The following is a 24,984-nucleotide window of genomic DNA, read 5'->3' as shown; positions in this document are numbered from 1 at the left end:
GGGTTTTATCTTGAGTAACAAAATATGCTGAAAATAACTGTCTTTACCGATCCGATGATGGGACTTTCCTACGAAAGCGAGCCGTTTTTACGCCAGTTGGAAACCCATTTTCCCAATCAACTTCAATTTGCCTATGTAATGGGCGGTTTGGTGAGAAATGTCGCTGACTGGCTACTGCCGAATGAAACCCTAGCCGAATATAACGCCCGCCTTGCTCGAATTTACGAGGCGGAACAGGCGATTTCAGGCTTACCGATTTCAATGCCGAATCTCAATTTGTTTACCGCTGAACGCCCCTCGTCCCTGCCGTTAAATTTGGCATACAAAGCGGCACAGTTGGCGGAGAGTTGCAAAGCGGACGCTTTTTTATACCGCTTGCGATACGCCACCATTGTGGAAGTTCGCCCAACCAATGATTTAAGCGTGATTTTAGAGGTAGTGCGAGCGGTTGGCATTGATGAATCGCTGTTTTTACGCCATTTTCAAGACGGTTCAGCCCAAGCACAATTAGAACAGGATTTTGCGTTGAAAGATCGCTTAGGCGTACGTGGTTTGCCTGCCTATCTATTTGAATTTGAAGGGAAAAAGCTATTGGCAAATGGCGTGTTGCATTTCGCTCAATTTACGCAAATTATCCGCCAAATTTCAGACGGCAAATTGCAACCTCAAGCCCTTAAATTCACTCAAGAAACGCTCTCGGCATTACTCGCTAAGCACCCTGTGATTTCGCTCATTGAGTTGCAATATGCTTTCAATGTTAGTGAAGCAGAAGTGCGGTCAGTCTTGACAGAGTTTGAAAAGCGCGGGGAAATGGAATGGTTGAATGGGTGGTTTTTACAGGCATCATTTGTATAGGGGATAAAAAGTTGTATCAGTTTATAAATTTTTAGATAATGCCTAAACACTAAATCCATTATTTTAAGGAGTTGTTATGTCCCAATTGGATCTTAATGCCCTAATTACCCGTTTAGAAACGGCAATTAACACCGCAGATGAAAAGTTATTAAATGAATTAGTCGATGAAACCGCCCCTTTTTACACGCCCGTTTCGCCTGCTCCTCTTTATGGCGCAACTGGCTTTTTGGCGGTAGTGAATTTAATGCGAGCGAGTTTTCCAGATGTGCAATGGAAAAAGGAAGAAACGATTGTTCAAGATCACAAAATTGCGGTGCGTTGGACTTGTAGTGGCACCCATCAGCACGAATTTATGGGCGTTCCCTCCACGGGTAAACATTTTTCGATTAGCGTAATGAATTTTTATACATTCAATCCCCAAGGCAAAATTATTAGCGACATTGCGGCAGAAGGAATGATTGGCATTGTGCGTGCGATTGGGTTGTTATCATAAAGTGCAAAATATTTACATATAAGCGGTCAGAATTTGTAATTTTTTTGCAAAAGAGAACACAAAATGGACAGAATCCAAACCTTACAAGTTTTTACTCACGTGGTGGAAACAGGCAGTTTTTCCAAAGCGGCAGATCAGCTAAATTTACACGTTTCAGCGGTTTCCAAAGCCGTGAAGTATTTGGAAAATCAGCTTGGTTTACGTCTGCTTAACCGCACCACTCGTAGCCTAAAATTAACCGCAGAAGGCGAAGCCTTTTATGAAAAAGCGCAATTTTTATTAGCCGAGTTGGAAGAAACATTTCAGGATTTATCAGGCGTGAGCCAGCAGGCAAAAGGCAAATTACGCATTGAAATGCCGACTGTTGTCGCCCCTTTTGTGATTGCTAAATTGTCCGACTTTCAACGCCTGTATCCAGAAATCCAGCTGGTGATCACGGTAAGCGATCAGTTGAGTAACTTAGTTAATGACGGTTTAGATTGCACCCTTCGATTAGGCGAGCTGGCTGATGCCAGCTATATCGCCCGCCGTTTAGCCAATGTGGCAATGCAAACTTGTGCCTCGCCAAGTTATCTTGCCCAACACGGCACACCTGAAACTTTAGCAGATTTAGCACAACATCACGTTGTGCATTATGTTTCAGGTCAGCAGGGGAAAATTATGCCGTGGAAATTTCTTGAGCAGTCAGAGGAAGTTGAACAATTTAAAAACACCCACGCTACACAAGTAAATGACTCAAACGCCCTATTATTTGCTGTTCTTTCAGGGCTTGGCATTGTGCAAATGCCAGATCTGATGCTTCGCCCTTATTTAGAACGTGGCGAGCTTGTACCGATTTTAACGGAGCTACAAACCCCAACTCGTCCTCTTTGGATTATTTACCCTCAACGCCAATTTATTCCAAAGCGTTTGGCGGTGTTAATTGAATGGCTAATGACATTAGCGTGGAATGAATAACCTGCCGCTCAAACTAATGATCGAGCAGATCATTGCTTTGCTTTTTAGTTGAGGCGTTTGGTTAGAAATAGAAAAGAAAAAGGTGCGACATTGCGCACCTTATGAAGACTATGCAAAGTCTTGTAATTCAGGATTAATCGGTGTTTCGGCGATATTATTTGCGTAGTTACATAATGTCGCTAAACTCACACCTAAAATCACTTCAATTGCACTTTGTTGGTTATAACCGGCAGCAAAGAATTCATTCAATTGTGCTTCGGTTAATTTTGCTTTTTGTAGCATTACTGCAAGCGTGAAACGAGCTAATGTATCTAATTTCGGATCTGAGATGCGTGCGGTTGCACGAATTTGATCAACGATTTCTTTCGGTGCGTTTAACGCTTTTAAAGCAATTTTGGTATGGCCGGCAACACAGAATCCGCAGCCGTTTACGATTGCCGCAGTAATTTGTACCACTTCACGCTCAAGCGGTGTTAAGCTGTTGCGACCGTTAATACCGCTGACGGTACGGTAAGTTTCTAATGCGGTCGGTGCATTCGCTAATACGCCGATTAGGTTTGGAATAAAGCCGTTTGCTTGTTTTACCGCTTTTAATGCTTCTTGTGACGCTTCCGGTGCGGTTTCAATCGTATGAATTTGAAATTTTGACATATATATGCTTTCCTTATAAAGAGTAATCTATTTAACTTAATGATAACGGTTGATTTAATAGATCTGCAAAGTATTTTTAACCGTTTTATCGCTATAAATACCTATTTTATATAACTAAAAGTTCTGTAAGAAATGAGAAAAGAGAATAGACGCGAATGAGTAATAAACAAATTTACCTTGCTTCAAACAGCCCGCGCCGATGGGAATTGTTAAAAAATTTAGGCTTGGATTTACTTCGTTTATCAAGTGAAATTGATGAATCGCCGCAAGTAAATGAAAAAGCAGATGAGTATTGCCTACGAATTGCTAAACAGAAGAACCAAGCGGCACAAGCGGTCAGAATTGCAGAAAATCTTGCAGAACACCCGATACTGACGGCTGATACCACTGTTTCGATTGACGGCAAAATTCTCGGTAAACCGAAAGACGAACAAGACGCTTTTGCAATGCTAAAAATGTTATCGGGCAGGACGCACCAAGTATTTACTGCCGTTTGTATTAGTTATCGAGGCAAGCAAGTGGAATGTCTGCATACCAGTGAAGTGAGTTTTAGAAGATTAACCGATGCTGAAATTTACGCTTATATTGCGACGGGTGAGCCGATGGATAAAGCCGGTGCTTACGGTATTCAGCAGTTTGGCGGGGTATTTGTCGAGCGGTTATCGGGAAGCTTTACCGGTGTGATGGGGCTACCGGTATTTGAAACTGCCGAATTATTAAAGCAATTTGATTTGCAAATTTTTTAAAAGATTAGACCGCTTGTTTGCCACGTTATAGGCTTACAAGCGGTCTTTTTTTGAGATTAGATTGCTAATTCAAATGCGTAGAAAGCTACTAACGCAATCGCAATGATTACCGTACCGACGTTGAGTTTTTTGAATTCACCCGAAATGATACGACCGATCACTAATGCGGCAAAACCAAGCATAATACCGGTTACGATATTAGCGGTTAATACGATAAATACCGCACATACTAAGCCTGACATTGCGCCGACGAAATCATCGAAATCTAATTTTGAAACGTTACTTAACATTAATAAACCGACGTACATTAATGCCGGAGCTGTCGCATAACCCGGTACTAAGAACGCAAGCGGTTGGAAAAATAACATTAATAAGAAACCGATACCGACAACGACTGCGGTTAAACCGGTTTTACCGCCAACCGCTGTACCTGCCGCCGATTCAATATAAACCGCTGCCGGTGCCGTACCGAATAAACCTGAAAGCACGGAGCCTAATGAGTCAGAGGTTAAGGCTTTATCGCCGTTAATAATTTGACCGTCTTTATCTAATAAATTCGCTTGACCCGCTACCGCACGAATCGTACCGGTTGCATCAAAGATAGCAGTCATCACTAATGCAAATACGACAGGTAAAATTGCAGTATTTAATGCACCCATTACATCAAGATTTAAGAATTGAGAATTTTCTCCGAAGCTAGGCATTTTGAAGAAACCGGCATATTTTACGTTCGGATCAAACACTAAACCGATGATGGTGATCGCAATAATTACCCATAAAATGCTGCCTTTCACTTTTAAACGCTCTAAGCCGATAATCGCCGCTAAGCCAAGTAACGCCATAATGACCGGGAATGAGGTGAAATCGCCCATTTTTACCGGTAAACCGGCTTGATTGCCAACCACTAAGCCCACGCCGTTCGCTGCGATTAACAGTAAAAATAAACCGATACCGATACCTGCTCCGTGTGCAATGCTTGCCGGCAGGTTACGTAAAATCCACGCACGGATGCCGGTTACCGAAATGAGTGTGAATAATACCCCCATTAAGAAAATTGCACCAAGTGCCACCGGAATCGAGATACCTTGACCAAGCACTAAACTGAATGCGGTAAATGCGGTTAAAGAAATCGCACAGCCGATCGCCATTGGTGCATTTGCCCATAAGCCGATTAAAATTGAACCTAAACCCGACACTAAACAGGTTGCGATAAATACTGATTCAGCTGGAAAACCTGCTTGGCTTAACATACCCGGCACAACAATTACCGAGTACACCATAGCTAAGAATGTGGTTAAGCCCGCAATAATTTCTTGGCGGGTGTTTGTACCACGTTCTTCAAATTGAAACAAAGACATAAAATGAGAACCTCAAATAGATAGAATAAAATTTTAAGGGGAGAATTTTACCGAAGTCAGACCTGATAAGCAAACGTTTGCATAAAATACAATAAATAAGCGGTCTGATTTTCTTTAAGATTTGCAAATCTTTCTTAAAAAGAACGGACTTCACTAAAACAATTTTTGTGAAGTCCGTGTATTCTGTGGTCATAAGTTGCAAAATTTTAGGGAAATTTGACCGCTTGTAAAGGCTAGATTAGTGCGTTGCTGCAAGTTGTTCCAAATCTTTATCGATGTAGTACAACGCTTTGCCGTCTTCACCTAACAGTTTGAATTTATTTAAAATCGAATTAAATAAGAATTCTTCTTCGTGCTGTTCGGCAACATACCATTGTAAGAAGTTAAATGATGAATAATCTTTAGCGTCGAAAGTCACTTCCACTAATTTATTGATTGAAGCGGTGACGTGTTTTTCGTGTTCCAATACGATTTCAAATAAAGATTTTAACGAATCATATTCGGCTTTCGGTGCTTCAATCGCATAAATTTCCGCTAATGAACCGGTTTCGTTTAAATAAGTGAATAAGCGGCGCATATGTTCCATTTCTTCGGTAGCGTGCGCTTTTAAGAATTTCGCCGCACCCGGGAAGCCGTTATTATCCGCCCATGCCGACATTTGTAGATAAACGTTTGAAGAATAAAATTCTAAGTTTAATTGGTCGTTTAATTGTTTGATGATTGCCGGTGATAACATTATGCTTCTCCTTGTTCGTGATCTAAGGTTTCTAAGTCTTTATCGATGAAGTAGAGTGATTTATTGCCTTCGCCCGCCACTGCGAATTTATCTAAAATCTCACCGAATAATTTCTCTTCTTCGTGCTGTTCCGCTACGTACCATTGTAAGAAGTTAAAGGTTGAATAATCTTTTGCGGCAAATGTTACTTCTACTAATTCATTAATTTTTGCCGTGACGTGTTTTTCATGCGCTAGCACTTCGTCAAATAATTCTTTTAACGAAGCGTATTCTTTACGAGGTGCATCGATTTTACCGAGTAACGGTAAACCGCCGGTTTCACTCACATAGTCGAATAATTTTTGCATATGCTCTAATTCTTCGTCCGCATGGCGAAGCAAGAATTTTGCCGCACCGGCAAAACCGTTTTTTGAACACCATGCCGACATCTGTAAATAAACATTTGAAGAGTAGAACTCCAGGTTAATTTGTTCATTGAGTTGATCAATGATCTTTTGCTGTAACATGTTTTACCTCTAATTCAATATTAAAAATTTGTTAAATAATGAGAGCTAATTTCATTACGAAATCCGGATACGACAAAGGGGCGGAAAAACTTCCACCCCTTTGATATATTGTATTGATTATATACGATAATTTAATAAAAAACTATCTATTAATGATCAATAAACGCTTGTTGATCGGCACCTTCTTTTTCCACTACCGGTTTAACCATATGTTCACGATTTAAGCCCAGTTGTAATGCCACACCGATCGCAATATAAATCGATGAATAAGTACCGAAACCGATACCGATTAACAAGGCAAGCGAGAAGCTGTGAATTGTCGGGCCGCCGAACCAGAATAACGCTGCGACAACAAATAAAGTGGTTACCGAGGTCATTAAAGTTCTTGAAAGTGTTTGACTTAACGAAATATCAATTACTTCTTGGGAGGTTACTCGACGAATTTTACTGAAGTTCTCACGTACACGGTCAAATACCACGATAGAGTCGTTTAACGAATAACCGACTACGGAAAGAATTGCCGCGACGAAAGTCAGGTCAATTTCAATCTGTAAGAATGAGAAAATACCGACGGTTACCAATACATCGTGGAATAATGCCAGAACCCCGCCTATTGCCAAACGAATTTCAAAACGAGTACCGACATAAAGTAACAACATTCCAAGCGTGGCGAGGGTTGCCCAAATCGCACCTTGAGTCAGTTCTTCCCCAACGTTCGGTCCGACGAACTCAACGCTTTTAATCGTTGCTCCGGCATCAAGATCCTTATGGACCATATCCATAATTTTATTGCCTAACGACATATCGCCGGCAGATGCCGGTAAACGAATCATCAACTCTTTTTGGCTGCCGGTTGTTTGCACTAACGCATTACCATAACCGTTTTGTTCCAATAAACCGCGTACCTTGCCTAAATCGGCAGGTTGTGAGAAGGTGGTTTCAATTACCGTACCGCCGGTAAAATCCAATCCCCAGTTAAAGCCTTTGGTCACGATAGAGAAAATACATAATGCGCTTACGATTAATGAAAATACGAAACCGACATAACGATATTTCATAAATGGAATGAGCTTATACGGCAGCTTGATTTCCGACGCATCTTTTTCTTTTTGCATAGTTGCCATTTATTTCACCTTAAATCCAAAGTTTTTTCACACGTTTATTGCCGCCGTATACCCAGTTTACGAGCATACGAGTACCGGTAATTGCGGTAAACATTGAAATCATTACCCCAAGTGCAAGCGTGATTGCAAAGCCTTTTACCGGCCCCGTACCTACTGCGTATAATACTAAAGAGGTTAATACCGTCGTTAAGTTCGAGTCGAAGATTGAGGTAAACGCACCGTTATAACCTTCGTGGATAGCTTGTTGTACCGAACGACCGTTACGTAACTCTTCTTTAATACGTTCGTAAATCAATACGTTGGCATCCACCGACATACCTACCGCAAGTACGATACCGGCGATCCCCGGCATCGTCAGCGTTGCACCGATTAATGACATTAAACCGATGGTCAGCACCATATTTACCGTCAGAGCCGCTGCCGCAAACATTCCGAACATTTTGTAGTAAATTAAACAGAATGCGATGGTTAGAACTAAACCGTACATGCCCGCTTCCATCCCTTTAGCAACGTTATCCGCACCTAACGAAGCACCGATAGTACGTTCTTCTACAATCACAATTGGCGCAATTAATGCACCCGAACGTAACAGAACCGCAAGGTTTTGCGCTTCTGCCGGCGAATCGATACCGGTAATTTGGAATTGGCTGCCAAGGCGTGAGTTGATGGTTGCGACGTTAATCACTTCTTCGTGTTTTTCTAAAATCACTTTACCGTTAGCGTCTTTACGGCCGGAATCTTTAAATTCGCTGTAAAGCGTCGCCATCGGTTTGCCTACCGCACTTTTGGTAATATCCGCCATCATCGTACCGCCTTCCGCATCAAGATTGATGCTTACTTGCGGTAAGCCTCGTTCGTCTTTACCGGAGGTCGCATCAATAATATGCTCACCGCCTAAAGACGGTTTACGACGTAGCACGACGGGGTTTCCGTCACGCGTATATTGAATTTCGGAATCCGCCGGTACAATACCTCTGGCTGCAGATTCCGGGCTGGCTTCCGCATTTACTAAACGGAATTCAAGCGTTGCCGTTGCACCGAGAAGTTCTTTGGCACGAGCGGTGTCTTGCACACCCGGTAATTCAACCACGATACGATCCGCACCTTGACGCTGGATAGTCGGCTCCGATACGCCGAGTTCTTCCACACGCTTACGTAAGATGGATAAGTTTTGTTCAATCGCCGTATCGCGTGAGGTGGCAAGTCCGCTTTCCGACGGGCTGAATGAAACCTCAGTCGGGCTAATCGATGCGGCTTCAAGAGAAGTATGAACACGACGGATATAGCGTATCGCTTTATCGGCGGTTTCACTGTCGGCGAATTCAATTACCGTTGCAAAATTTTCGCCTTTTTTAACCGCTTTATATTGGAGTTTTTCTTTACGAAGTTCCGTACGTAGGCTGTCTTGTAGATTTTCTTGCTGTTTGGCTAATGCCGTATTCATATCCACTTCCATCAGGAAGCGAACACCGCCGCGTAAGTCCAAACCTCGTTTCATCGGGCTGCCGCCGATATCGGTTAGCCATGCAGGTGTTGCCGGCGCAAGGTTTAACGCAACAGAAAATTTATCGCCTAATACTTCGGAAATTTTTTCTTTGGCAGGTAATTGTTGTTCATCATTTTCTAAACGCACTAAAATCGAGCCGTTCTCGAGAACGGCTGATTTTGGGGTAATATTCATTGATGACAAGGTTCCCTGTACTTGAACGAGTGTTTCGCTCGTTGCTTGCTGACCACGAGTTCCGGAAATTTGAACCGATGGATCTTCGCCGTATAGGTTAGGAAGAGCGTATAAGCCCCCGATGAGTACAATGATAATAATCATCAGGTTCTTCCATAATGGGAAACGATTTAACACAATTAGTCCCCTAATGATAGGAAAATTAAGAAAGGGCTTTCATTTGACCTTTTGGTAATACCGCAACAACATAGTTACGAGAAATTACAACTTCAGTCGTATCGTTTAATGCGATCACGATATTTTCGTTTTCCGCACTTACTTTAGTGATACGACCGATCAAGCCGCCGTTTGTTAATACTTCGTCACCTTTTGCAAGGTTAGAAAGTAAATCACGTTGTTGTTTTTGGCGTTTCGCTTGTGGGCGATAAATCATAAAGTAAAAAATAAGACCGAAAACCGCTAAAATTACGATCATTTCTAATCCGCCGCCTTGTTGCATAAAAGCTCCTTAAAATCAATAAGTTAGTGTTGAAAAGATAAAATTCCCGTTTGAATGGGAAAATTGGTGCTTAAAATAGCATAAAATCGTTTATTTAACGAGAAGAAAATTTAATGCCATTGCGTTACTTTTAACGTAAGATCACAATCTTACCCTTATTTTTCATCATTCAATTCATTTCAAGGAGAAATTGTGACAAAAATTACTCAACTAGCGGTCGTTTTAGGCTTATTTTTTGCAAATTCGGCTTTTGCTCATCAAGTTCAACTTAATGCCGCTTTGCCTACGGTAAATGTGAGTAAGGACGGCGAGCTGCTAGCAAAAGGTAAAACGGTTACTTATAAAGTATGGACAAGTGACGGCTTGGCGGGAAAAGTTCGTGTAGTACATCATTTTGCCGGCAGAAGCTCGGCAAAAGAGAAGAATGAGGCGTTAATTAATGCGATTAAGGCGGCAAATTTTGATCGCAGCAAATACCAAACGACTTCAATTATTAATGCCGATGATGCGATTGTCGCTACCGGTGCCTTTGTAAAAAGTAGTGCAGAAGACGGAAAATTAGAAAATCCGCATAGCCAAGTGGTGTTGGATCAACAGGGCAGTGTAAAAAATGCGTGGGGACTTAAGGCTAAAGATAGTTTCATTGCCGTATTGGATAAAAACGGCAAAGTCCAATTTGTTGCTGAAGGTAAATTATCCGCTAATCAAATTCAACAGGTGATCGCTTTAATTCATACGCTTATTGCACAATAACTCAGAAAAAAGACGAAGTGGAAAACTTCGTCTTTTTCGCTTTGATATGATTAAAAAAGAATTTCTACTTTTAAACCGCCCATTTCGCTACGGCTAAGTTTCATCGAAAAACCGTGTAATTCAACAATCCTTTTAATAATCGAAATTCCTAAGCCGCTGCCTTTTTCATCTTTATCGGATTGAACCGGGCGATCAACCGGCCGATAAAACGGCTGTCCGAGTTTATGCAAATCTTCATCGCTTACTCCGTAACCGTCGTCTTCAATCGTTAAACCGTTTGAGGTCAGCGTCAGCTTGATTTTACTGCCTTCCGGCGTATAGCTAATCGCATTATCAATTAGGTTTCGCAAGATCAAATTCAGCAATAAAGGCTTCCCTTGTTGGTTTTGCGGTAGGCTTTGCAAATCTACGCTGATTTCCGACCGCTTGTTTTCCGCTTGTGCATAAAGTTGGCTGACGTTTTGTTCAATTAATGTCTGCCAATTAATCGGTTCAAGCTCATCAAGCTGTTCTAAATTTTCCAAACGAGAGAGGGTGAGTAATTGTTCTATCAGCTGTGCAATACGATCAATGCCGTTGGTTAAATTATTTAAGGCGGTTAAATGCGTATCGGGATCGTCAAGCGTCATTTGAGCAATTTCCGTTTGAATACGTAAACCGGCTAACGGGCTGCGTAATTCATGCGCCGCATCGGAGGTAAAACGTCGTTCTCGGCTTAACATTGTTTGCGTACGTGTAAAATAGCGATTCAAACTTTGTACAAGCGGTTGAATCTCTTTAGGTAAATCCGTCGTTCGAATCGGTGTAGTTTCATCCGGTTTGCGCTTTAACACCTGTTTTTGTAATGAACGCAAAGACGCTAATTCTCTAGTGACAATAAACCAAATAGCCAAAATCAGAAGCGGTAGTGCGATAAAACCACCCCAAAATTTGGATGCCATTACATCATTGATGATTTCATTGCGATAATCAATTTCTTGCCCGACCGCAATATACAGATCGCGGTGTTTCAACCAAAAAATACGCCATTGATCGACTTCGGCCTCTTCGTCATCGTGTTCAATTAAACGGATGTTTTTGAAACCTCGATGCGGGGCAAATTCAATAAATTGCCCGTCTCGACCGTCATTAAAAATAGGATCGCCTCGCTCGGTAAAGACCGCAAATGCTAAAGCGTCATCATTGATATGTTTTTGATGATGGACGTTACGACGATGATGAGGGCGAATTTCATGAAAGCCTTGCATAATGTTTGAAGAGGCAAGCTTTTCCGCAAATAAAACTTGTTGCGTATCGAATTGCTTATTCATTTCTTCACGAAATTTAAACCATTCTATCGCCGTTGCGGTAAACCAGATCAGCAAGCTAATGCCGGATAAAATAACGATTAACCTAAAACGTAAACTATTGTTAGCAAAGCGTTTAAGCATCTGAATTTCCTATTTTATAACCTATGCCGTGTACGGTTTTTATCCATTCTTTACCGAGCTTTTTACGTAAATTATGGATATAAACTTCCAGTGCGTTACTGCTGACATCGTTATCCCAACTATATAGTTTTTCTTCAATAACGGAACGCGCCAGTACACGATCTTTATTGCTGGCAAACAGTAACAATAATTGAAATTCTTTCGAGGTTAAGTTGATCTCTTTAGCGGCAAGGGTGACTTTATGGGTACTGCTGTCGATAGTCAGATCACCGATGGTAATTTCGCTTGAACTTTGTTTATAACGGCGGCGAATTAGGGCTTGTAAACGGACGACCACTTCCATTAATGCAAACGGTTTACAGAGATAATCGTCCGCTCCGGAATTAAATCCCAATATTCTTTCGTCTAACGTATCTCTTGCGGTTAAGATTAAAACCGGAATATCCAGATTTTCTTTACGCCAATTTTTCAGAATAACTAAGCCGTCCATTTTAGGCAAAGTGAGATCTAACACGACCGCATCATATTCGGTAGAGAACAGGGCTTCAAAGCCTAGTTTGCCGTCTTGGAACCAATCAACGACAAAATTTTGTTTGGTTAGTCCCAGCTTTAAGCCGTCACCGATAAGTTTGTCATCTTCAATCAGTAGAATACGCATATTTGTGTCCGATAAAGCAAACAAGCGGTCTAAATTTGCTAAAATTTTGCAAAATTCGACCGCTTGTATAAACGATAATAGATAAAAATTATTGTACTTTTTCTACGCTATAAACATCAATAGACGAGTCAAAAGTTTCTTTATCCAATTTACCTTGAATACGAATAGTATCATTCGGTGTTACATCTAAACCTTTCCATACATGGTCATCAATTTCGATTTTAATATTACCGGTACTGTCGGCAAAAATGTATTCGTCACCGTCCACTTGGCGTTGGATTTTGCCTTGTAACACAACACGGCTGTCATCATGCAATGATTTTGCTTGTGCGATAGTGACCGCATTTGTCGCATTGCCACCGAAAGTTTGATTTTGAACCGTTTCATTTTTCGTAGAACAAGCGGCTAATAAGGTTGCCGTAGCAAGAGTGGTTAATACTAAGATTTTTTTCATAAATTGCATTCCTTAATATGCTGATTTTAAAAAGAGATAAAATGATTAAACTTATTTAGCTTTTGTGATGTTTTTCACTTTAATTTCGGGTTGTTCCCATTGTTTATCTAAAATACCGTCAATACGGATTTTATCTTGAGGGCCTACCGATAAGCCTCGCCATAAACTTGGCGGTACTTCAATTTTGATTTGACCGGTACTATCGACAAAAGTGTATTCGGTATCGTTTACTTGTTTGGAAATCGAACCTTCTAGGCTTACAAACGAACGATCTTTTGCGTCTAAGGCTGTTTTTGCATCTTTAGCCACCGCATTTTGGTCAATAAACCCTTGAGGTTTATAGCCGCCGAAATAATGCGGGTGATGATATGCCATCATTTTCATCATATCGTGCGGATGTTTGCCGTTGTGATGGAAAGAATGAAAGTTCTGCCCGCGAGCTTGTCCTTGCATCATTTGATCCGCAGCTTTTCGAGTAAATTCAACCGCTTGTTGTCCCATTACCGGAGCGGCATTTTCCGATACCGCTTGGACTTCGGTTGGTTCATTAGTTTGCCCTTGCGCAGTAGCTTCTTCCGCATTGGCAACTGAAGTGAAAGCCATAGAAGAAAGGGCGAAAATAGAGGCGAATGTCATTAATTTTTTCATAATTAAGCTCCCAAATTAAGTGAGTAATTGTTTGCCATATACTGGCGGAGTAAAACTTAACGTTTTTGGATACGATCTACATCAATGCTTGCCGGGCCTTGAGCGTCTTTATCAACTTTTCCGTAAATCGTGATTTTATCTTTTGGCGTCACGTTTTGATTCTGCCAAGCGTGATCTTCAACATCAATTTTTATTTCACCGGTTGCATCTTTAAAGAAGAACTCATCATTATCTATTTGACGAGTAATATTGCCTGTGAGAGTAACCGGCGTATTTTCAGTCGCTTTTTTCGCTTGAGCGATAGTATTCACCGCTTTTACCGGCTCGGTATTGCCGGCGTTAAAGCCCGCTAAAGCTGTAGTTGAGACGGTTAATAGCGTGGTTAAAGTTAAAAATTTCTTCATAGTTTGCTCCGAAATGAATAGTAAATAAAAAGTGTATTGCCTTATTGACGGGTACATTAAAACAAACAAATCTTAAAGAAATCTTAAGAAAATAATTTTTTATAAAAAAGCCCCGATTATTTTTTTCGGGGCTTGGTATTTGTTAATGAAGAATATTATTTGGCATATACCGGTAAGCGTGCGCAAATATCAAGTACTTTGGCTTTGGTTTCCGCAATCACTTGTTCGTGATTGTTTTTACCGATACTGTCCAATACGTCGCACATCCAACCGGCAAGTGCTTTTACATCTTCTTGATTAAAACCGCGACGTGTAACGGCAGGCGTACCGACGCGAATACCGGAAGTGATAAACGGTTTTTGCGGATCATTCGGCACGGAGTTTTTATTTACGGTGATATTCGCTTGACCTAACGCCGCATCCGCCGCTTTACCGGTTAAGCCTTGTTTTACAAAGCTGACTAAGAATAAGTGGTTTTCGGTACCGTTTGAAATTACTTCATAGCCGCGTTGTTTGAATACTTCTACCATAGCTTTCGCGTTTTTAACTACATTTTGTTGATAGATTTTATATTCAGGCTCAAGCGCTTCTTTAAAGCAAACCGCTTTCGCCGCAATAATATGCACTAACGGCCCCCCTTGGTTTGCCGGGAAAACCGAAGATTGCAGTTTTTTATAAATTTCTTCATCGCCACAAGCGGAAAGAATTAAACCGCCGCGCGGACCGCCTAAAGTTTTATGGGTTGTAGTTGTAACAACGTGAGCGTAAGGAAGCGGGCTTGGGTAAACGCCTGCCGCAATTAAACCGGCAACGTGCGCCATATCGACGAATAAATAGGCACCGACTTCATCGGCAATTTCACGCATTTTCGCCCAATCGACGATTTGAGAATAAGCGGAAAAGCCGGCTACGATCATTTTTGGTTTACATTCCAATGCTTTTTGACGGACGTCTTCATAATCAATTAAACCTTCGGCAGTGATACCGTAGAGTACCGAATTGTAAATTTTGCCTGAGAAGCTCACTTTTGCACCGTGCGTTAAATGGCCGCCATGCGCTAAATCCATCCCTAAAATGGTATCGTTCGGCTGAATTAATGCGCCGTAAACAGCAGCGTTCGCTTGAGAGCCCGAATGCGGTTGGACGTTTACATAATCTGCACCGAATAACTGTTTCGCACGATCAATCGCTAATTGCTCGACAATATCCGCATATTCGCAACCGCCGTAATAGCGTTTTCCCGGATAACCTTCGGCATATTTATTAGTAAATTGCGAACCTTGCGCCTGCATCACTCGAGGGCTTGCATAGTTTTCTGAAGCAATAAGCTCAATATGTTCTTCTTGACGGCGATTTTCATCTTCAATTGCCTGCCATAAAATAGGGTCGTAATCTTGAATATTCATATTTGCTGTAAACATATGGAAGTCCTCCGTAGGGTGAAAATAAATTTGCGCAAACGTTTGCGCAAATTGCGTTGCAAGCATTCTACACATTTCTTAACGATGATGATAGATCTTTTTAGGATAAAATAACGCCATATTATTAATAGAGATAATGAAAAAAATTAATCGAAGAATAAGCGGTTGAATTTTTGGCATTTTTTGCAAAAAATAGGCACTCAAAAGAGTGCCTGAGATAAGGATCTTTAAAATAACTTACTTGACCAACCGAGTTTAGAACCGAGTACGGTAAAGTAGTTATAATCTTTTAAATGTAGAAGACGTAATTTATTCGGACTTTTCTCTACAATAATTCGGTCTTCCGGAGTAAACGGCAAATCATATTGACCGTCGCAGCTGACTTCTAGGCTCGGTTGATTATATTGCGCGAAGCGTAACGAAATCTGGCTGTCGCCGTCAATGACCAAAGGGCGGGAAGAAAGCGTATGAGGGTGCATCGGCACAAGCGCAATCGCATTCATATTCGGCGTTAAAATCGGACCGCCGGCAGAGAGCGAATAAGCGGTAGAACCGGTCGGCGTACTAATAATTAAGCCGTCCGAACGCTGAGAAAATGCGAATTTACCGTCGATATACACTTCAAATTCAATAATACGCGCTACTTGAGTCGGATGAATGACCACTTCATTCAGCGCATTATTCGTTGCAATAATTTTGCCGTTACGTTCAATACGAGCTTCAAGCAAGAAACGCTCTTCAATCACAAACTCGCCTCGTTCAATGCAATTGTGTAATTGTTCGAAGGTTGAATGTGGGGCAATATCGGTTAAAAAACCTAAGTTACCTCGGTTAATACCGATAAGCGGTACTTGATATTCGGCTAACCTGCGAGCCATACCGAGCATATTGCCGTCTCCACCGATCACAATCACTAGATTCGCTTGTTGCCCGATTTCCTCCAGACTTCTTGCCTCGGGCAGATTTAATTGCTGCGCGATACTCTTTTCCACTAAAACACGATAGTGACGATCTTTCAACCAATTATAAACCGCTAAATGTGTTTCCAACGCAATTTCATGACGAGGTTTACCGACAATCGCAATACATTCAAAAAATCGTTCTTCAGATTTCATCTTTTTTACTCATAAAATAAGAATGGCTGAATTCTATACTTTTTTGCTCAGGTATAAAAGACTTGCAGAATATTTATAAAAAATGACCGCTTGTTATGGCTGCCAAAAACCTAATGTTTCATTAAATTTCCAAATAGGGAGTGTTTTTCCGTAATGTTGCAAAGAAACCGTTGCGAAACGTAGTGCCACTTGAGTTTGATCCGTTTCATCAAGTTGTTCGCATAGCTCGGAAAGCGCTTGGTTTAAAGGTATGGTAAGCCACGGTGTAATCCAAGGTGATTCACAATTAAGTTTTTGATAGCTTATCTCCGCTAAATAATCATTTTCAAAATATGGGTTTTCCCATGCTTTCTCGCTGGATTTAAACATAAATTCCCAGTAGCTTTCTTCGCTAGGTAAACAGACTATTTCTGTTTGCCATTTTCCTTCATTTTTTCTAAAAGGCGTAATCAGTGGCAAATTGGCATTTAACCTATTCGTTAAATTCTCTTGCCAATAAGCGTTTACCCGATTAATACCTTTGTTATTTAATAAATCCCCAATCACTTTATGTTCTAAGTCTGCTAAATTGGTTTCAGCCTGTAGCAGGGACGGCTTAATAATGCGAGGTATCGCGGTGATACTTTCTAAATGTTCTTGCTTGATTAAATCTACCGTTTTATGACTGGTTAATTTGTTAAGTTTATCTTCAAAACCCGGATGGCAGAATATCGGTTCCGAGCCATGATTTTTCGTTTGTAAGCCTCGCCAGTTTGTCGGTAGCAATAAAATATTCGCCTGTGTGGCAATTTTTTCAGGGCGATGGCGCCGTACTCGACCCGCTAGCTGAATAATCGAACGCATTGAAGACGGATCAACAATCGCCCAATCATAATCGTGATCTCGCCCGACTTCGGTCACTGGACTGCCTAATACAATAAAAATATGATGAACGGCTTTGTCTTGTGTGAGTGCGCTAATAATTTCCGGTTGGGAAAATAGCGCCTCAGGCTCGCTACGATTTAATATTCTGTCGAGTTTCTCCTCGAGTTTGGAACGTAATAGCAACAATTGTTGAGAATGGTAACAGCATAGATGAATTTTATAGTCGCTAAATTGGGTCTTTAAAGGTGTTTTAAATAAGGTTTCAACGAGCGGAATCATTGGCTTGATATTCGCAAAACGGATTAACCCCACGCTGACATATTTTTTAGAGATAGGATCTTGCTGTGCATATCTCTGATGTAAGGTAATGGCTTGTTCAATTAAAGAATCTGCTAGCATCGTATAGTTAATGTCTTGATTTTCTACGGAGCTAAAGGGCTGTAACTGGATAATTTCCGCTTTATGTCGAATAGGCGATTGCATTAACTTTTCAGCACGGGATGACGTAAACTGGGCATGGTACTGTTCAAACTCTTTTACTGTGGCGCATTTTTGTTGTTGCTGTTTATATTCATCAATCCAAGCGCAACAAATAGGTAACTCAGGGTTGATACCTTGATGACGATTGTAAATCTTACGTCCTGCTTGATAAGCATTAAATAAACCGCTGATAAGATCCGGTGTGAGCGTTGCCGAGGAGAGTAATACTTTACTGCCAAACATTCCCGCCAAATGAACTAAACGGCTCAATGCCGGTAGATCACTTTGACTAAAATCATCGGGTTCGTCTAATACCAGATCAGATGTCAATAAACGTAGCAGAGGCACAATATGCTTACCGCCACGGATTGTTTCCGTTGCTTGAATCATATGATCTAACGTACAACTTACGATAGGTGCATAGAGTAATTTTTTCGCTTTATTATCTGCTAGTAGGGTGCCAAATTCTTCGTCTGCTATGCTACTTTCAAGGACATTCATCCCATAAACTTCATTACCTTCGAACCATTCTTGAACGCTTTCACTACCACTTTGTACCGATTCATTTTGTAACTCAAATAATTGCTTAGTTGCCGAACCGCCGACTAAAACCGCAAGTTGTTCTGGTGATAACATAAGCTTTTGGCGAAGTGCTAAACCTGTTTGTAGCGTAAGTACACGTAAACCAAGCGCGATAGTAAAGCGTGCGCCGTCCTGATTGCTCAAGCCGTACATAATTTTGGCATTAGCGAGTGTTTTTCCACATCCGGTACTCGCCATATTTACCCCAAAGAAGCCGGCTTGTTCGCTTTCCGATTGCACACTTCGCGCTAACTCAAAGGCACGATTTTGCCATTTAAAGCGATCAAGATTCGTACGTTTAGTAAAAGGACGATGTTGCTGAATATGCGGTAGTTCTTTTGCAAGTTTTGGGAGCAAGCGGGCAAATCTTGCGCTTGTTTTACAAACACCAAGCAAATGTTCATCCAGTGCTTGTTTTGGCTGTTTGGTTTTTTTATCTGTATTCGCAAGTAATTTTTCGAAGAAATTAAGGTCTCCCAATTGGCGATCCGCCGGAGCAGAAGAATAATTATGGTCGCCGACAATCAAACACAAACGTGACAAAATAAGTAAGAACGGATCATTTATCGTTTTGTTTAATTGAGATAATTCACGTAAAGGAGCATGGTTTAAGGCTTTGTTAGCCCAACGCTGCATGGCTTTTTGCCAAGCTTTGCTTTCCATCACCAATGTTTTAAATTGCCAGAAGTTTTCCGGTTGAGGATGCTCACTTTGATTCATTACCCAATGTTCTACCGGTGCTAAAAATCGATAGAATAGTTCTACATCTGTTTTAAATATGAAATGTTCTCTTAATTCCCGTTCATAATCACTATGATAACCGAATGTTTTTTGGGTAAAGGGTAATTTATGATGTGAAAGAATGAGCCACAGTACCACTTTAGCAAGCGGTGGAAAATGAGAAAAATTATGCGGATAATCGCTTTTATCCGCAATCAGAGTTAGGTTCGGTAGCCAATCCGGATTCTCTTCAATGTAATTTTGCCAATTTGCTAAACGAGCGAGCCATTGTTCATCCGTATCGCAGCCGGCAATCATGGCTTCAAACAAACGAGCGGAAATCCACTCATGTCGATAACAATCAGGAAAAAATTTCGCTTTAGGTTTTAGTTTTTGCTGAAATGCGATATTTGCTTTACCGATATCATGTAGCAATGCCGCAATAGCGGTTAAAATTTGAATGGAATATGCGCTTAGCCAGCCATTTTCATCATCAGTACGTAAAATATTACGTTGAGTACGATTGGTTGGTACACGTCCTTCGGCATTAAATTGACTTTTATCTCCAACAATCCAAAGCAATTCGGTTAAATTTTTACCATGTGTCCAATAACAAGCAACCGCCGTATTTTTACGAGCCGTTTGACGTAACATATTATGTAGGGTTTCTAGTCCAGCTTGGGTAATGGCGGTTTGCCAGCAACGATCACCGCAACGTTCGGCAAATTGATCCAATATACGTCTAGTTTCGGTCAGGGCATTTTTATTGCATTGGCTAATCAATAAGATATTCATATATTGGCACCTTCAGAAGCAAGTTGTTTAAGCGTATTGATGATAATATCCAGCGCTTCAAAGCGAATAAGGTTATTAATACAAGCTTGGCGGAATTGTTTCTCATTATCCCCATTCTGTGCGGAAATAAATGCTTGCGGCAGAATAATAGCATCTTTAATAATATCTGCCGCATCAAATACCAAACCGCCACGACGTGTTTTCCCGTGTAATATCGCCAAGCCATGCGGTAAACCGAGCACCCAGCAAGCCGTTGCACCTAAACCATAGGCTAAATAATTACCGTGATCTAAAAATTGATTTGCGCCTTCTTTGCCACTTTCTCTTTTAAAACTTTCGTCATTAAGTGTCGCTTGGTTGGCTAAAGCGTATAGTTTTGCGGTTAAACGACCTTCTGCGGCTAAGAGTGATTGGCTGTCTTTCACATTAGTAAATTCTGCTTGATAATGTTGTACTAATGCCGTTAATTTATCTTGAGCATATTCCCAATCGAACTTGTTCCAAGTTCGAAGTAGTAATTGTAACCGTGCTAATTGCAAAGTTTTTGCTGAATTTAACCGCTTGTTATCATCAAACCAAAAGCGACACCACTGCTGTAGATATTCGACCGGACGATATTCACTTTGAGGGCTAAAAAAATCACAACCGATTTCCGCTTCCGTCCCATTAAATAGCGGTGTTCCTCCACCACTACAGAAACCGACCATAACCCCTGCTTTTGATAACTCTCGCATTGCCGCTTGAGTTATCGAAGTACCACTTCCCAATAGTAAACAGATAGTATTGGCAATAGGAATATTCCAATAGAGAGATTCATTATCTTTATCGGTAACGTACTCGACACGTCCACCGTTTAATAATATTCGGCAATGTTCTAAGTAATAAATATTCGCCCGTTTAGAATGTAAAATCGTTTTTAAATCCGAAGACGGAATATAAGGTGTTTTTTTCATATTATTTCCTCCTATTTTATGGGCTTAGCTGCCTATACGGCAGTGAAGCGTGTTGATGACAACACGAATTAATATTTTCATTTCTAAGCTGCCTATACGGCAGTGAAGAATTGCAAATCAAACGCCAAGCACTGCGGTTATTTCTAAGCTGCCTATACGGCAGTGAAGATGCCAGCAGACATAAATGTGGTGGTACGTTTTTTCTAAGCTGCCTATATGGCAGTGAAGGCAGTAAAAATAAGGCAAAGCAAAGCATTCTTTTTCTAAGCTGCCTATACGGCAGTGAAGAGGCGGTAGGGGAAGAAAGCCAACAAAGACAATTTCTAAGCTGCCTATACGGCAGTGAAGCTTGCTCGTGGGTGTATCGCTCCTCGGAGTGTTTTCTAAGCTGCCTATACGGCAGTGAAGCTCTCCGTTTTACCATTCAAAACCGCTCTCAATTTCTAAGCTGCCTATACGGCAGTGAAGTAGCGATTATCCCGAAGTGATTAACCGCATTTTTTCTAAGCTGCCTATACGGCAGTGAAGATAACTTAACATCATTACGTCTTTTGGGGCGATTTCTAAGCTGCCTATACGGCAGTGAAGATCAACACTCACTTTCTTAGCCTCTTGGGTTTTTTCTAAGCTGCCTATACGGCAGTGAAGGGCAAGTGTCGGGATTAATCAAACTTTTTATCTTTCTAAGCTGCCTATACGGCAGTGAAGCGGCTGTACTTGAAAGAATGAAAAGTGCGCAATTTCTAAGCTGCCTATACGGCAGTGAAGAGATAAAAAGATTTAACGAACCATCTTGAGGTTTTTCTAAGCTGCCTATACGGCAGTGAAGACTAACAATTAGATTGTCCACACTCCCGTGATTTTCTAAGCTGCCTATACGGCAGTGAAGGCTTTCTGCCTGAATGGCTTTGGTACGATCGTTTTCTAAGCTGCCTATACGGCAGTGAAGGTGTTGCTCGATCTCACTTGTCTCCAAATCTTTTTCTAAGCTGCCTATACGGCAGTGAAGAAAAGAGGATGTGAATGAATGGATAATCTCAATTTCTAAGCTGCCTATACGGCAGTGAAGATTTCTTTCTGCCCAATCAACATGATCTGATGTTTCTAAGCTGCCTATACGGCAGTGAAGCAACTGCTCAATAACAGTGCTAGGCAGACGCTTTTCTAAGCTGCCTATACGGCAGTGAAGGCTCCCAAGCCTTGCTTCTTGTTCCTAATTTTTTTTCTAAGCTGCCTATACGGCAGTGAAGAATGGCCGCCGAATGAATGATAACCAATTTTCTTTCTAAGCTGCCTATACGGCAGTGAAGAATTGAGAATGTTTCCAAGTAGTTATCAACGTTTTCTAAGCTGCCTATACGGCAGTGAAGTCAAACTGATTTAACGCGGCGTATTTATAAATTTTCTAAGCTGCCTATACGGCAGTGAAGCTGTTAAGCAAGTTGCTTGCTTTAACTTTAATTTTCTAAGCTGCCTATACGGCAGTGAAGACCTCAGCGTTGCCGGACACCCTAGCGTTGCCTTTCTAAGCTGCCTATACGGCAGTGAAGTTAAAGCTGGAATGTCTGCATTGGGATTTAGTTTTCTAAGCTGCCTATACGGCAGTGAAGTGATTGATGAATGTTTACACGATTGGTCGGAATTTCTAAGCTGCCTATACGGCAGTGAAGATGCAGTGTATATCAGATTAACAACCCCAAAAGTTTCTAAGCTGCCTATACGGCAGTGAAGATAGTAATTTTTTCATATTATTTACCTCAAATTTTCTAAGCTGCCTATACGGCAGTGAAGTTGTGGAAGAAGCAAATAACGTAGAGCTAAACTTTCTAAGCTGCCTATACGGCAGTGAAGGCAAAGGATGATTAAAATTAAATTGCCGTTTTTTTCTAAGCTGCCTATACGGCAGTGAAGATCTAACGGTGACTTTGCCGCAACGACAAAGTTTTCTAAGCTGCCTATACGGCAGTGAAGAAATGAGTGGTAATGGTGGCTTAGCCGTACAATTTCTAAGCTGCCTATACGGCAGTGAAGGAATAAAGGCGAGCAAGAAGCCATTGATAAAATTTCTAAGCTGCCTATACGGCAGTGAAGCAAATGTTGGGGATTTTGATTTTAACTATATTTTTCTAAGCTGCCTATACGGCAGTGAAGTATCGTGCTTGTCTAAACTAAACCACGAGGCTTTTCTAAGCTGCCTATACGGCAGTGAAGCGTGACGGTGGCGAGACGGCAGCGCCCGCACTTTTCTAAGCTGCCTATACGGCAGTGAAGCAAGTTGCTGAACTCACAGAAACTGTCTCAAATTTCTAAGCTGCCTATACGGCAGTGAAGGTTGTCTTGAGTGGGGTATAAAGCCATCTCTTTTTCTAAGCTGCCTATACGGCAGTGAAGTCGTTATTTTACTTTAGAATGTCAGATATACCAAGTTGTTAAAGAGCTTTTAATCAAAAAATCCCTTTTTTGAAAGGTTTTTATAACCCTTTGTTTCTAAAAGAAAAATGAATTCTCTTGAAAAAAGGGTTATGAAATGGGTTAGAAATGCGGAACGGTTGCTACTTGGCTTAATCCATATGCGTTAAATAAGCCGGAAGCGGGTTCTGCTAAACGAAATTGTCGTATTGCTAATACAAAATGCTGCTTAGTACTACTGCTCTTGAGTTTTACATGGGGAAATGTTTTTTGATTCTGTTGATGTATTAGCATCTCTTTGCGAACATCTTCAGTCCATTTCCCTTGTTGAGTTAAAAATTTCTCTGTACGGCGAATAGCACTTTGGCCTTTTCTATGTACCCTTTGGTAACGGTAGTATTCCACTATTTCTTCCGGCACAGGTGTTACCGATGTAATAAGCACATAGTCTTGTAAACCTTCTCCAATTAATTGTGTTTTTATTTGGGTACAATGTTGCTCATTTCCGAAAACTCGAATGATTCCACCAAGCGTGCGCCCTAAGCCGTAAGCTGGAAAGCCTAACCCGATTTCGCCTTGATAAAGCGGTAGAAATTTATGCAAAATTTGCAAACTATGTGCAATTACATCCGTTTGAAGTATATCTACTTGGGGAATCGCTTTTAGCTCAATGTAATGTGTTAATTCACTCATATTTATTCCTTACCGCTTGCGCCAAATACGCCACCTCGAATTAATACGCTAATAACGTAGTGCTGTTGTTCAAGTTCCGGTGCTACGTCCTTTAATACCCAGTTATCGAATAGTGTATAGAAATCGATTTTTTCTTTTGGCTGGCGGAACGCCGTACCAAGATTAGTGACTGCGCCATAAGGTTCGGCTGCAATCGGGAAAGGGGCATTTTCTGCATACCAAGTATCAATGGTACGAATCGCATTGCCGATTTTTTGTGAATGCATTCCGGCTTTGTTATTGATTTCATACAAAATTTTACTTTTGTGAGTACCGGTATCTAACACCAATTCTTGTGACGGGTATACTTCTTGACCACGTCCCATTTTGGCTTGGGCTTCAATTTCCAGAATGATGAATTCTTCGCCTTTTAAACCTTTTTCAATATAACTTGCAATTTTTTGAAGTTTTTCATCCGCTTGTTCAAAACTGTTAAGCGGCAGTTGTTTGGCATTTTCGAAAACAATCACATCATCCGCGACCTTTATACTGACTTGGATAGTTTCTGCACTGATACGATTACGCCATAACCAACGAGCATTTGCTAAATTAGTTGCATATCTTTTGGCTAATTCCGACATACCGTGAGTGGTTAAGTAATTTTGAATGGTCGATAGGAGTTTTGCTTGATATTCAGGATCATTACAAACATTAGGCTTTCCTTCAAAAGGTAAAACTTTACAGGTAAATCTTGCGACTAAGGTATCGTAGTCGTCATTTAAAGTTGCAACATCAACGCGCTGTAAATTGGCTTTTTCAATTTCAGCGTCTAATTTGGCAGGATCATTGGCTAATGCGTTTTTTAAGCGATTTGAAATAGTCCCTCTTACCGATTTTTCTCGAATTGTAACCGCAATTTCAGGTGCGTCACTCATGCTATTTTTCTGGGTAAAAGTGGCATCGGAAATATCAAGTTTACGCTCAAAGGCTAGAACTGATGCAGTAGTTAATTTTGTCATA

23 protein-coding genes and 1 CRISPR repeat array are annotated in these 24,984 nt (G+C 41.1%); of the genes, 5 read left to right on the top strand and 18 right to left on the bottom strand.

The window, feature by feature from the left end:
- Positions 1 to 24: 24 nt before the first annotated feature.
- From NYR63_RS05580 to NYR63_RS05570, 3 genes are all read left to right on the top strand, one after another.
- Positions 25 to 855, top strand: a complete 831-nt coding sequence (locus tag NYR63_RS05580; protein ID WP_279456621.1) for a DsbA family protein — start codon at positions 25 to 27, stop codon at positions 853 to 855.
- A gap of 76 nt (positions 856 to 931) precedes the next feature.
- Positions 932 to 1,348: an ester cyclase gene (locus NYR63_RS05575; protein ID WP_279456619.1), complete on the top strand. Its 417-nt coding sequence runs from the start codon at positions 932 to 934 to the stop codon at positions 1,346 to 1,348.
- Positions 1,349 to 1,411: 63 nt separating this feature from the next.
- Positions 1,412 to 2,305 (top strand): LysR family transcriptional regulator, encoded by an 894-nt coding sequence (locus NYR63_RS05570; protein WP_279456617.1) that lies wholly within the window; start codon positions 1,412 to 1,414, stop codon positions 2,303 to 2,305.
- A gap of 108 nt (positions 2,306 to 2,413) precedes the next feature.
- Here the strand turns inward: NYR63_RS05570 and NYR63_RS05565 are convergent, their stop codons facing one another.
- Positions 2,414 to 2,956 carry a carboxymuconolactone decarboxylase family protein gene (locus NYR63_RS05565; RefSeq protein WP_115590538.1) on the bottom strand — a complete coding sequence of 181 codons (543 nt, stop codon included), beginning with the start codon at positions 2,954 to 2,956 and terminating at the stop codon, positions 2,414 to 2,416.
- Between the two features lie 155 nt (positions 2,957 to 3,111).
- Here NYR63_RS05565 and NYR63_RS05560 point away from each other — a divergent pair, with 155 nt between their 5' ends.
- Positions 3,112 to 3,702 (top strand): Maf family protein, encoded by a 591-nt coding sequence (locus tag NYR63_RS05560; protein WP_279456614.1) that lies wholly within the window; start codon positions 3,112 to 3,114, stop codon positions 3,700 to 3,702.
- Positions 3,703 to 3,758: 56 nt separating this feature from the next.
- Here NYR63_RS05560 and NYR63_RS05555 read toward each other — a convergent pair whose 3' ends face one another.
- The 6 genes from NYR63_RS05555 to yajC form a co-directional block, all read right to left on the bottom strand.
- On the bottom strand, positions 3,759 to 5,060 hold the full coding sequence (locus NYR63_RS05555) for an NCS2 family permease (protein WP_279456613.1): 1,302 nt from the start codon (positions 5,058 to 5,060) through the stop codon (positions 3,759 to 3,761).
- Between the two features lie 238 nt (positions 5,061 to 5,298).
- A complete protein-coding gene (gene ftnA, locus NYR63_RS05550; RefSeq protein ID WP_279456612.1) occupies positions 5,299 to 5,796 on the bottom strand; it encodes a non-heme ferritin in 498 nt (165 codons plus the stop codon).
- A complete protein-coding gene (gene ftnA / locus NYR63_RS05545; protein ID WP_115590534.1) occupies positions 5,796 to 6,302 on the bottom strand; it encodes a non-heme ferritin in 507 nt (168 codons plus the stop codon). Before ftnA (NYR63_RS05545) ends, ftnA (NYR63_RS05550) begins: the two co-directional genes overlap by 1 nt.
- Before the next feature lie 149 nt (positions 6,303 to 6,451).
- Positions 6,452 to 7,426, bottom strand: coding sequence for a protein translocase subunit SecF (gene secF, locus NYR63_RS05540; RefSeq protein WP_279456611.1), 975 nt, complete (start codon positions 7,424 to 7,426; stop codon positions 6,452 to 6,454).
- Positions 7,427 to 7,436: 10 nt separating this feature from the next.
- Positions 7,437 to 9,284, bottom strand: coding sequence for a protein translocase subunit SecD (secD, locus tag NYR63_RS05535; protein WP_279456610.1), 1,848 nt, complete (start codon positions 9,282 to 9,284; stop codon positions 7,437 to 7,439).
- 25 nt (positions 9,285 to 9,309) lie between these two features.
- On the bottom strand, positions 9,310 to 9,606 hold the full coding sequence (gene yajC, locus NYR63_RS05530) for a preprotein translocase subunit YajC (protein ID WP_005597904.1): 297 nt from the start codon (positions 9,604 to 9,606) through the stop codon (positions 9,310 to 9,312).
- Positions 9,607 to 9,798: 192 nt separating this feature from the next.
- Here yajC and NYR63_RS05525 point away from each other — a divergent pair, with 192 nt between their 5' ends.
- Positions 9,799 to 10,359: a YtfJ family protein gene (locus NYR63_RS05525; RefSeq protein WP_279456609.1), complete on the top strand. Its 561-nt coding sequence runs from the start codon at positions 9,799 to 9,801 to the stop codon at positions 10,357 to 10,359.
- Positions 10,360 to 10,409: 50 nt separating this feature from the next.
- Here NYR63_RS05525 and NYR63_RS05520 read toward each other — a convergent pair whose 3' ends face one another.
- From NYR63_RS05520 to csy3, 11 genes are all read right to left on the bottom strand, one after another.
- Positions 10,410 to 11,789, bottom strand: a complete 1,380-nt coding sequence (locus NYR63_RS05520; RefSeq protein ID WP_279456608.1) for an ATP-binding protein — start codon at positions 11,787 to 11,789, stop codon at positions 10,410 to 10,412.
- Positions 11,782 to 12,447: a response regulator gene (locus NYR63_RS05515; RefSeq protein WP_279456607.1), complete on the bottom strand. Its 666-nt coding sequence runs from the start codon at positions 12,445 to 12,447 to the stop codon at positions 11,782 to 11,784. Before NYR63_RS05515 ends, NYR63_RS05520 begins: the two co-directional genes overlap by 8 nt.
- Positions 12,448 to 12,535: 88 nt before the next feature.
- Positions 12,536 to 12,901, bottom strand: a complete 366-nt coding sequence (locus tag NYR63_RS05510) for a YgiW/YdeI family stress tolerance OB fold protein (protein WP_279456606.1) — start codon at positions 12,899 to 12,901, stop codon at positions 12,536 to 12,538.
- A 51-nt stretch (positions 12,902 to 12,952) separates the two neighbouring features.
- Positions 12,953 to 13,549 carry a NirD/YgiW/YdeI family stress tolerance protein gene (locus NYR63_RS05505; protein ID WP_279456605.1) on the bottom strand — a complete coding sequence of 199 codons (597 nt, stop codon included), beginning with the start codon at positions 13,547 to 13,549 and terminating at the stop codon, positions 12,953 to 12,955.
- Positions 13,550 to 13,605: 56 nt separating this feature from the next.
- On the bottom strand, positions 13,606 to 13,953 hold the full coding sequence (locus NYR63_RS05500) for a NirD/YgiW/YdeI family stress tolerance protein (RefSeq protein ID WP_279456604.1): 348 nt from the start codon (positions 13,951 to 13,953) through the stop codon (positions 13,606 to 13,608).
- A gap of 155 nt (positions 13,954 to 14,108) precedes the next feature.
- Entirely contained in the window at positions 14,109 to 15,374 is a 1,266-nt protein-coding gene (gene glyA / locus NYR63_RS05495; protein ID WP_279456603.1) for a serine hydroxymethyltransferase, read from the bottom strand.
- Positions 15,375 to 15,601: 227 nt separating this feature from the next.
- Entirely contained in the window at positions 15,602 to 16,489 is an 888-nt protein-coding gene (locus tag NYR63_RS05490; RefSeq protein WP_279456602.1) for an NAD(+) kinase, read from the bottom strand.
- Positions 16,490 to 16,582: 93 nt separating this feature from the next.
- On the bottom strand, positions 16,583 to 19,930 hold the full coding sequence (gene cas3f, locus NYR63_RS05485) for a type I-F CRISPR-associated helicase Cas3f (RefSeq protein ID WP_279456601.1): 3,348 nt from the start codon (positions 19,928 to 19,930) through the stop codon (positions 16,583 to 16,585).
- Positions 19,927 to 20,883: a type I-F CRISPR-associated endonuclease Cas1f gene (cas1f, locus tag NYR63_RS05480; protein ID WP_279456600.1), complete on the bottom strand. Its 957-nt coding sequence runs from the start codon at positions 20,881 to 20,883 to the stop codon at positions 19,927 to 19,929. The genes cas3f and cas1f overlap by 4 nt, the downstream gene beginning before the upstream one ends.
- A 20-nt stretch (positions 20,884 to 20,903) precedes the next feature.
- A CRISPR array of direct repeats spans positions 20,904 to 23,274; the repeat unit is 28 nt; unit sequence TTTCTAAGCTGCCTATACGGCAGTGAAG.
- A 141-nt stretch (positions 23,275 to 23,415) separates the two neighbouring features.
- Positions 23,416 to 23,985 carry a type I-F CRISPR-associated endoribonuclease Cas6/Csy4 gene (gene cas6f / locus NYR63_RS05475; RefSeq protein WP_279456599.1) on the bottom strand — a complete coding sequence of 190 codons (570 nt, stop codon included), beginning with the start codon at positions 23,983 to 23,985 and terminating at the stop codon, positions 23,416 to 23,418.
- A gap of 2 nt (positions 23,986 to 23,987) precedes the next feature.
- Positions 23,988 to 24,983: a type I-F CRISPR-associated protein Csy3 gene (gene csy3, locus NYR63_RS05470; RefSeq protein ID WP_279456598.1), complete on the bottom strand. Its 996-nt coding sequence runs from the start codon at positions 24,981 to 24,983 to the stop codon at positions 23,988 to 23,990.
- Position 24,984 lies beyond the last annotated feature (1 nt).

The organism is Actinobacillus genomosp. 1 (genome assembly GCF_029774175.1).
Lineage (GTDB): Bacteria > Pseudomonadota > Gammaproteobacteria > Enterobacterales > Pasteurellaceae > Actinobacillus.
Note: the sequence above shows the minus strand (reverse complement) of the source record. Positions and strands in the feature narration are given on the sequence as shown.

Bases quoted from the DNA above. Each gene is read 5' to 3' on its own strand.
- NYR63_RS05500 (WP_279456604.1), bottom strand. From the start codon at position 13,953: ATGAAGAAATTTTTAACTTTAACCACGCTATTAACCGTCTCAACTACA.
- NYR63_RS05505 (WP_279456605.1), bottom strand. From the start codon at position 13,549: ATGAAAAAATTAATGACATTCGCCTCTATTTTCGCCCTTTCTTCTATG.
- NYR63_RS05515 (WP_279456607.1), bottom strand. From the start codon at position 12,447: ATGCGTATTCTACTGATTGAAGATGACAAACTTATCGGTGACGGCTTA.
- NYR63_RS05575 (WP_279456619.1), top strand. From the start codon at position 932: ATGTCCCAATTGGATCTTAATGCCCTAATTACCCGTTTAGAAACGGCA.
- cas6f (WP_279456599.1), bottom strand. From the start codon at position 23,985: ATGAGTGAATTAACACATTACATTGAGCTAAAAGCGATTCCCCAAGTA.
- secF (WP_279456611.1), bottom strand. From the start codon at position 7,426: ATGGCAACTATGCAAAAAGAAAAAGATGCGTCGGAAATCAAGCTGCCG.
- cas3f (WP_279456601.1), bottom strand. From the start codon at position 19,930: ATGAATATCTTATTGATTAGCCAATGCAATAAAAATGCCCTGACCGAA.
- NYR63_RS05555 (WP_279456613.1), bottom strand. From the start codon at position 5,060: ATGTCTTTGTTTCAATTTGAAGAACGTGGTACAAACACCCGCCAAGAA.
- yajC (WP_005597904.1), bottom strand. From the start codon at position 9,606: ATGCAACAAGGCGGCGGATTAGAAATGATCGTAATTTTAGCGGTTTTC.
- NYR63_RS05490 (WP_279456602.1), bottom strand. From the start codon at position 16,489: ATGAAATCTGAAGAACGATTTTTTGAATGTATTGCGATTGTCGGTAAA.
- csy3 (WP_279456598.1), bottom strand. From the start codon at position 24,983: ATGACAAAATTAACTACTGCATCAGTTCTAGCCTTTGAGCGTAAACTT.
- NYR63_RS05580 (WP_279456621.1), top strand. From the start codon at position 25: ATGCTGAAAATAACTGTCTTTACCGATCCGATGATGGGACTTTCCTAC.
- cas1f (WP_279456600.1), bottom strand. From the start codon at position 20,883: ATGAAAAAAACACCTTATATTCCGTCTTCGGATTTAAAAACGATTTTA.
- NYR63_RS05560 (WP_279456614.1), top strand. From the start codon at position 3,112: ATGAGTAATAAACAAATTTACCTTGCTTCAAACAGCCCGCGCCGATGG.
- NYR63_RS05565 (WP_115590538.1), bottom strand. From the start codon at position 2,956: ATGTCAAAATTTCAAATTCATACGATTGAAACCGCACCGGAAGCGTCA.
- ftnA (WP_115590534.1), bottom strand. From the start codon at position 6,302: ATGTTACAGCAAAAGATCATTGATCAACTCAATGAACAAATTAACCTG.
- NYR63_RS05520 (WP_279456608.1), bottom strand. From the start codon at position 11,789: ATGCTTAAACGCTTTGCTAACAATAGTTTACGTTTTAGGTTAATCGTT.
- NYR63_RS05510 (WP_279456606.1), bottom strand. From the start codon at position 12,901: ATGAAAAAAATCTTAGTATTAACCACTCTTGCTACGGCAACCTTATTA.
- NYR63_RS05570 (WP_279456617.1), top strand. From the start codon at position 1,412: ATGGACAGAATCCAAACCTTACAAGTTTTTACTCACGTGGTGGAAACA.
- glyA (WP_279456603.1), bottom strand. From the start codon at position 15,374: ATGTTTACAGCAAATATGAATATTCAAGATTACGACCCTATTTTATGG.
- ftnA (WP_279456612.1), bottom strand. From the start codon at position 5,796: ATGTTATCACCGGCAATCATCAAACAATTAAACGACCAATTAAACTTA.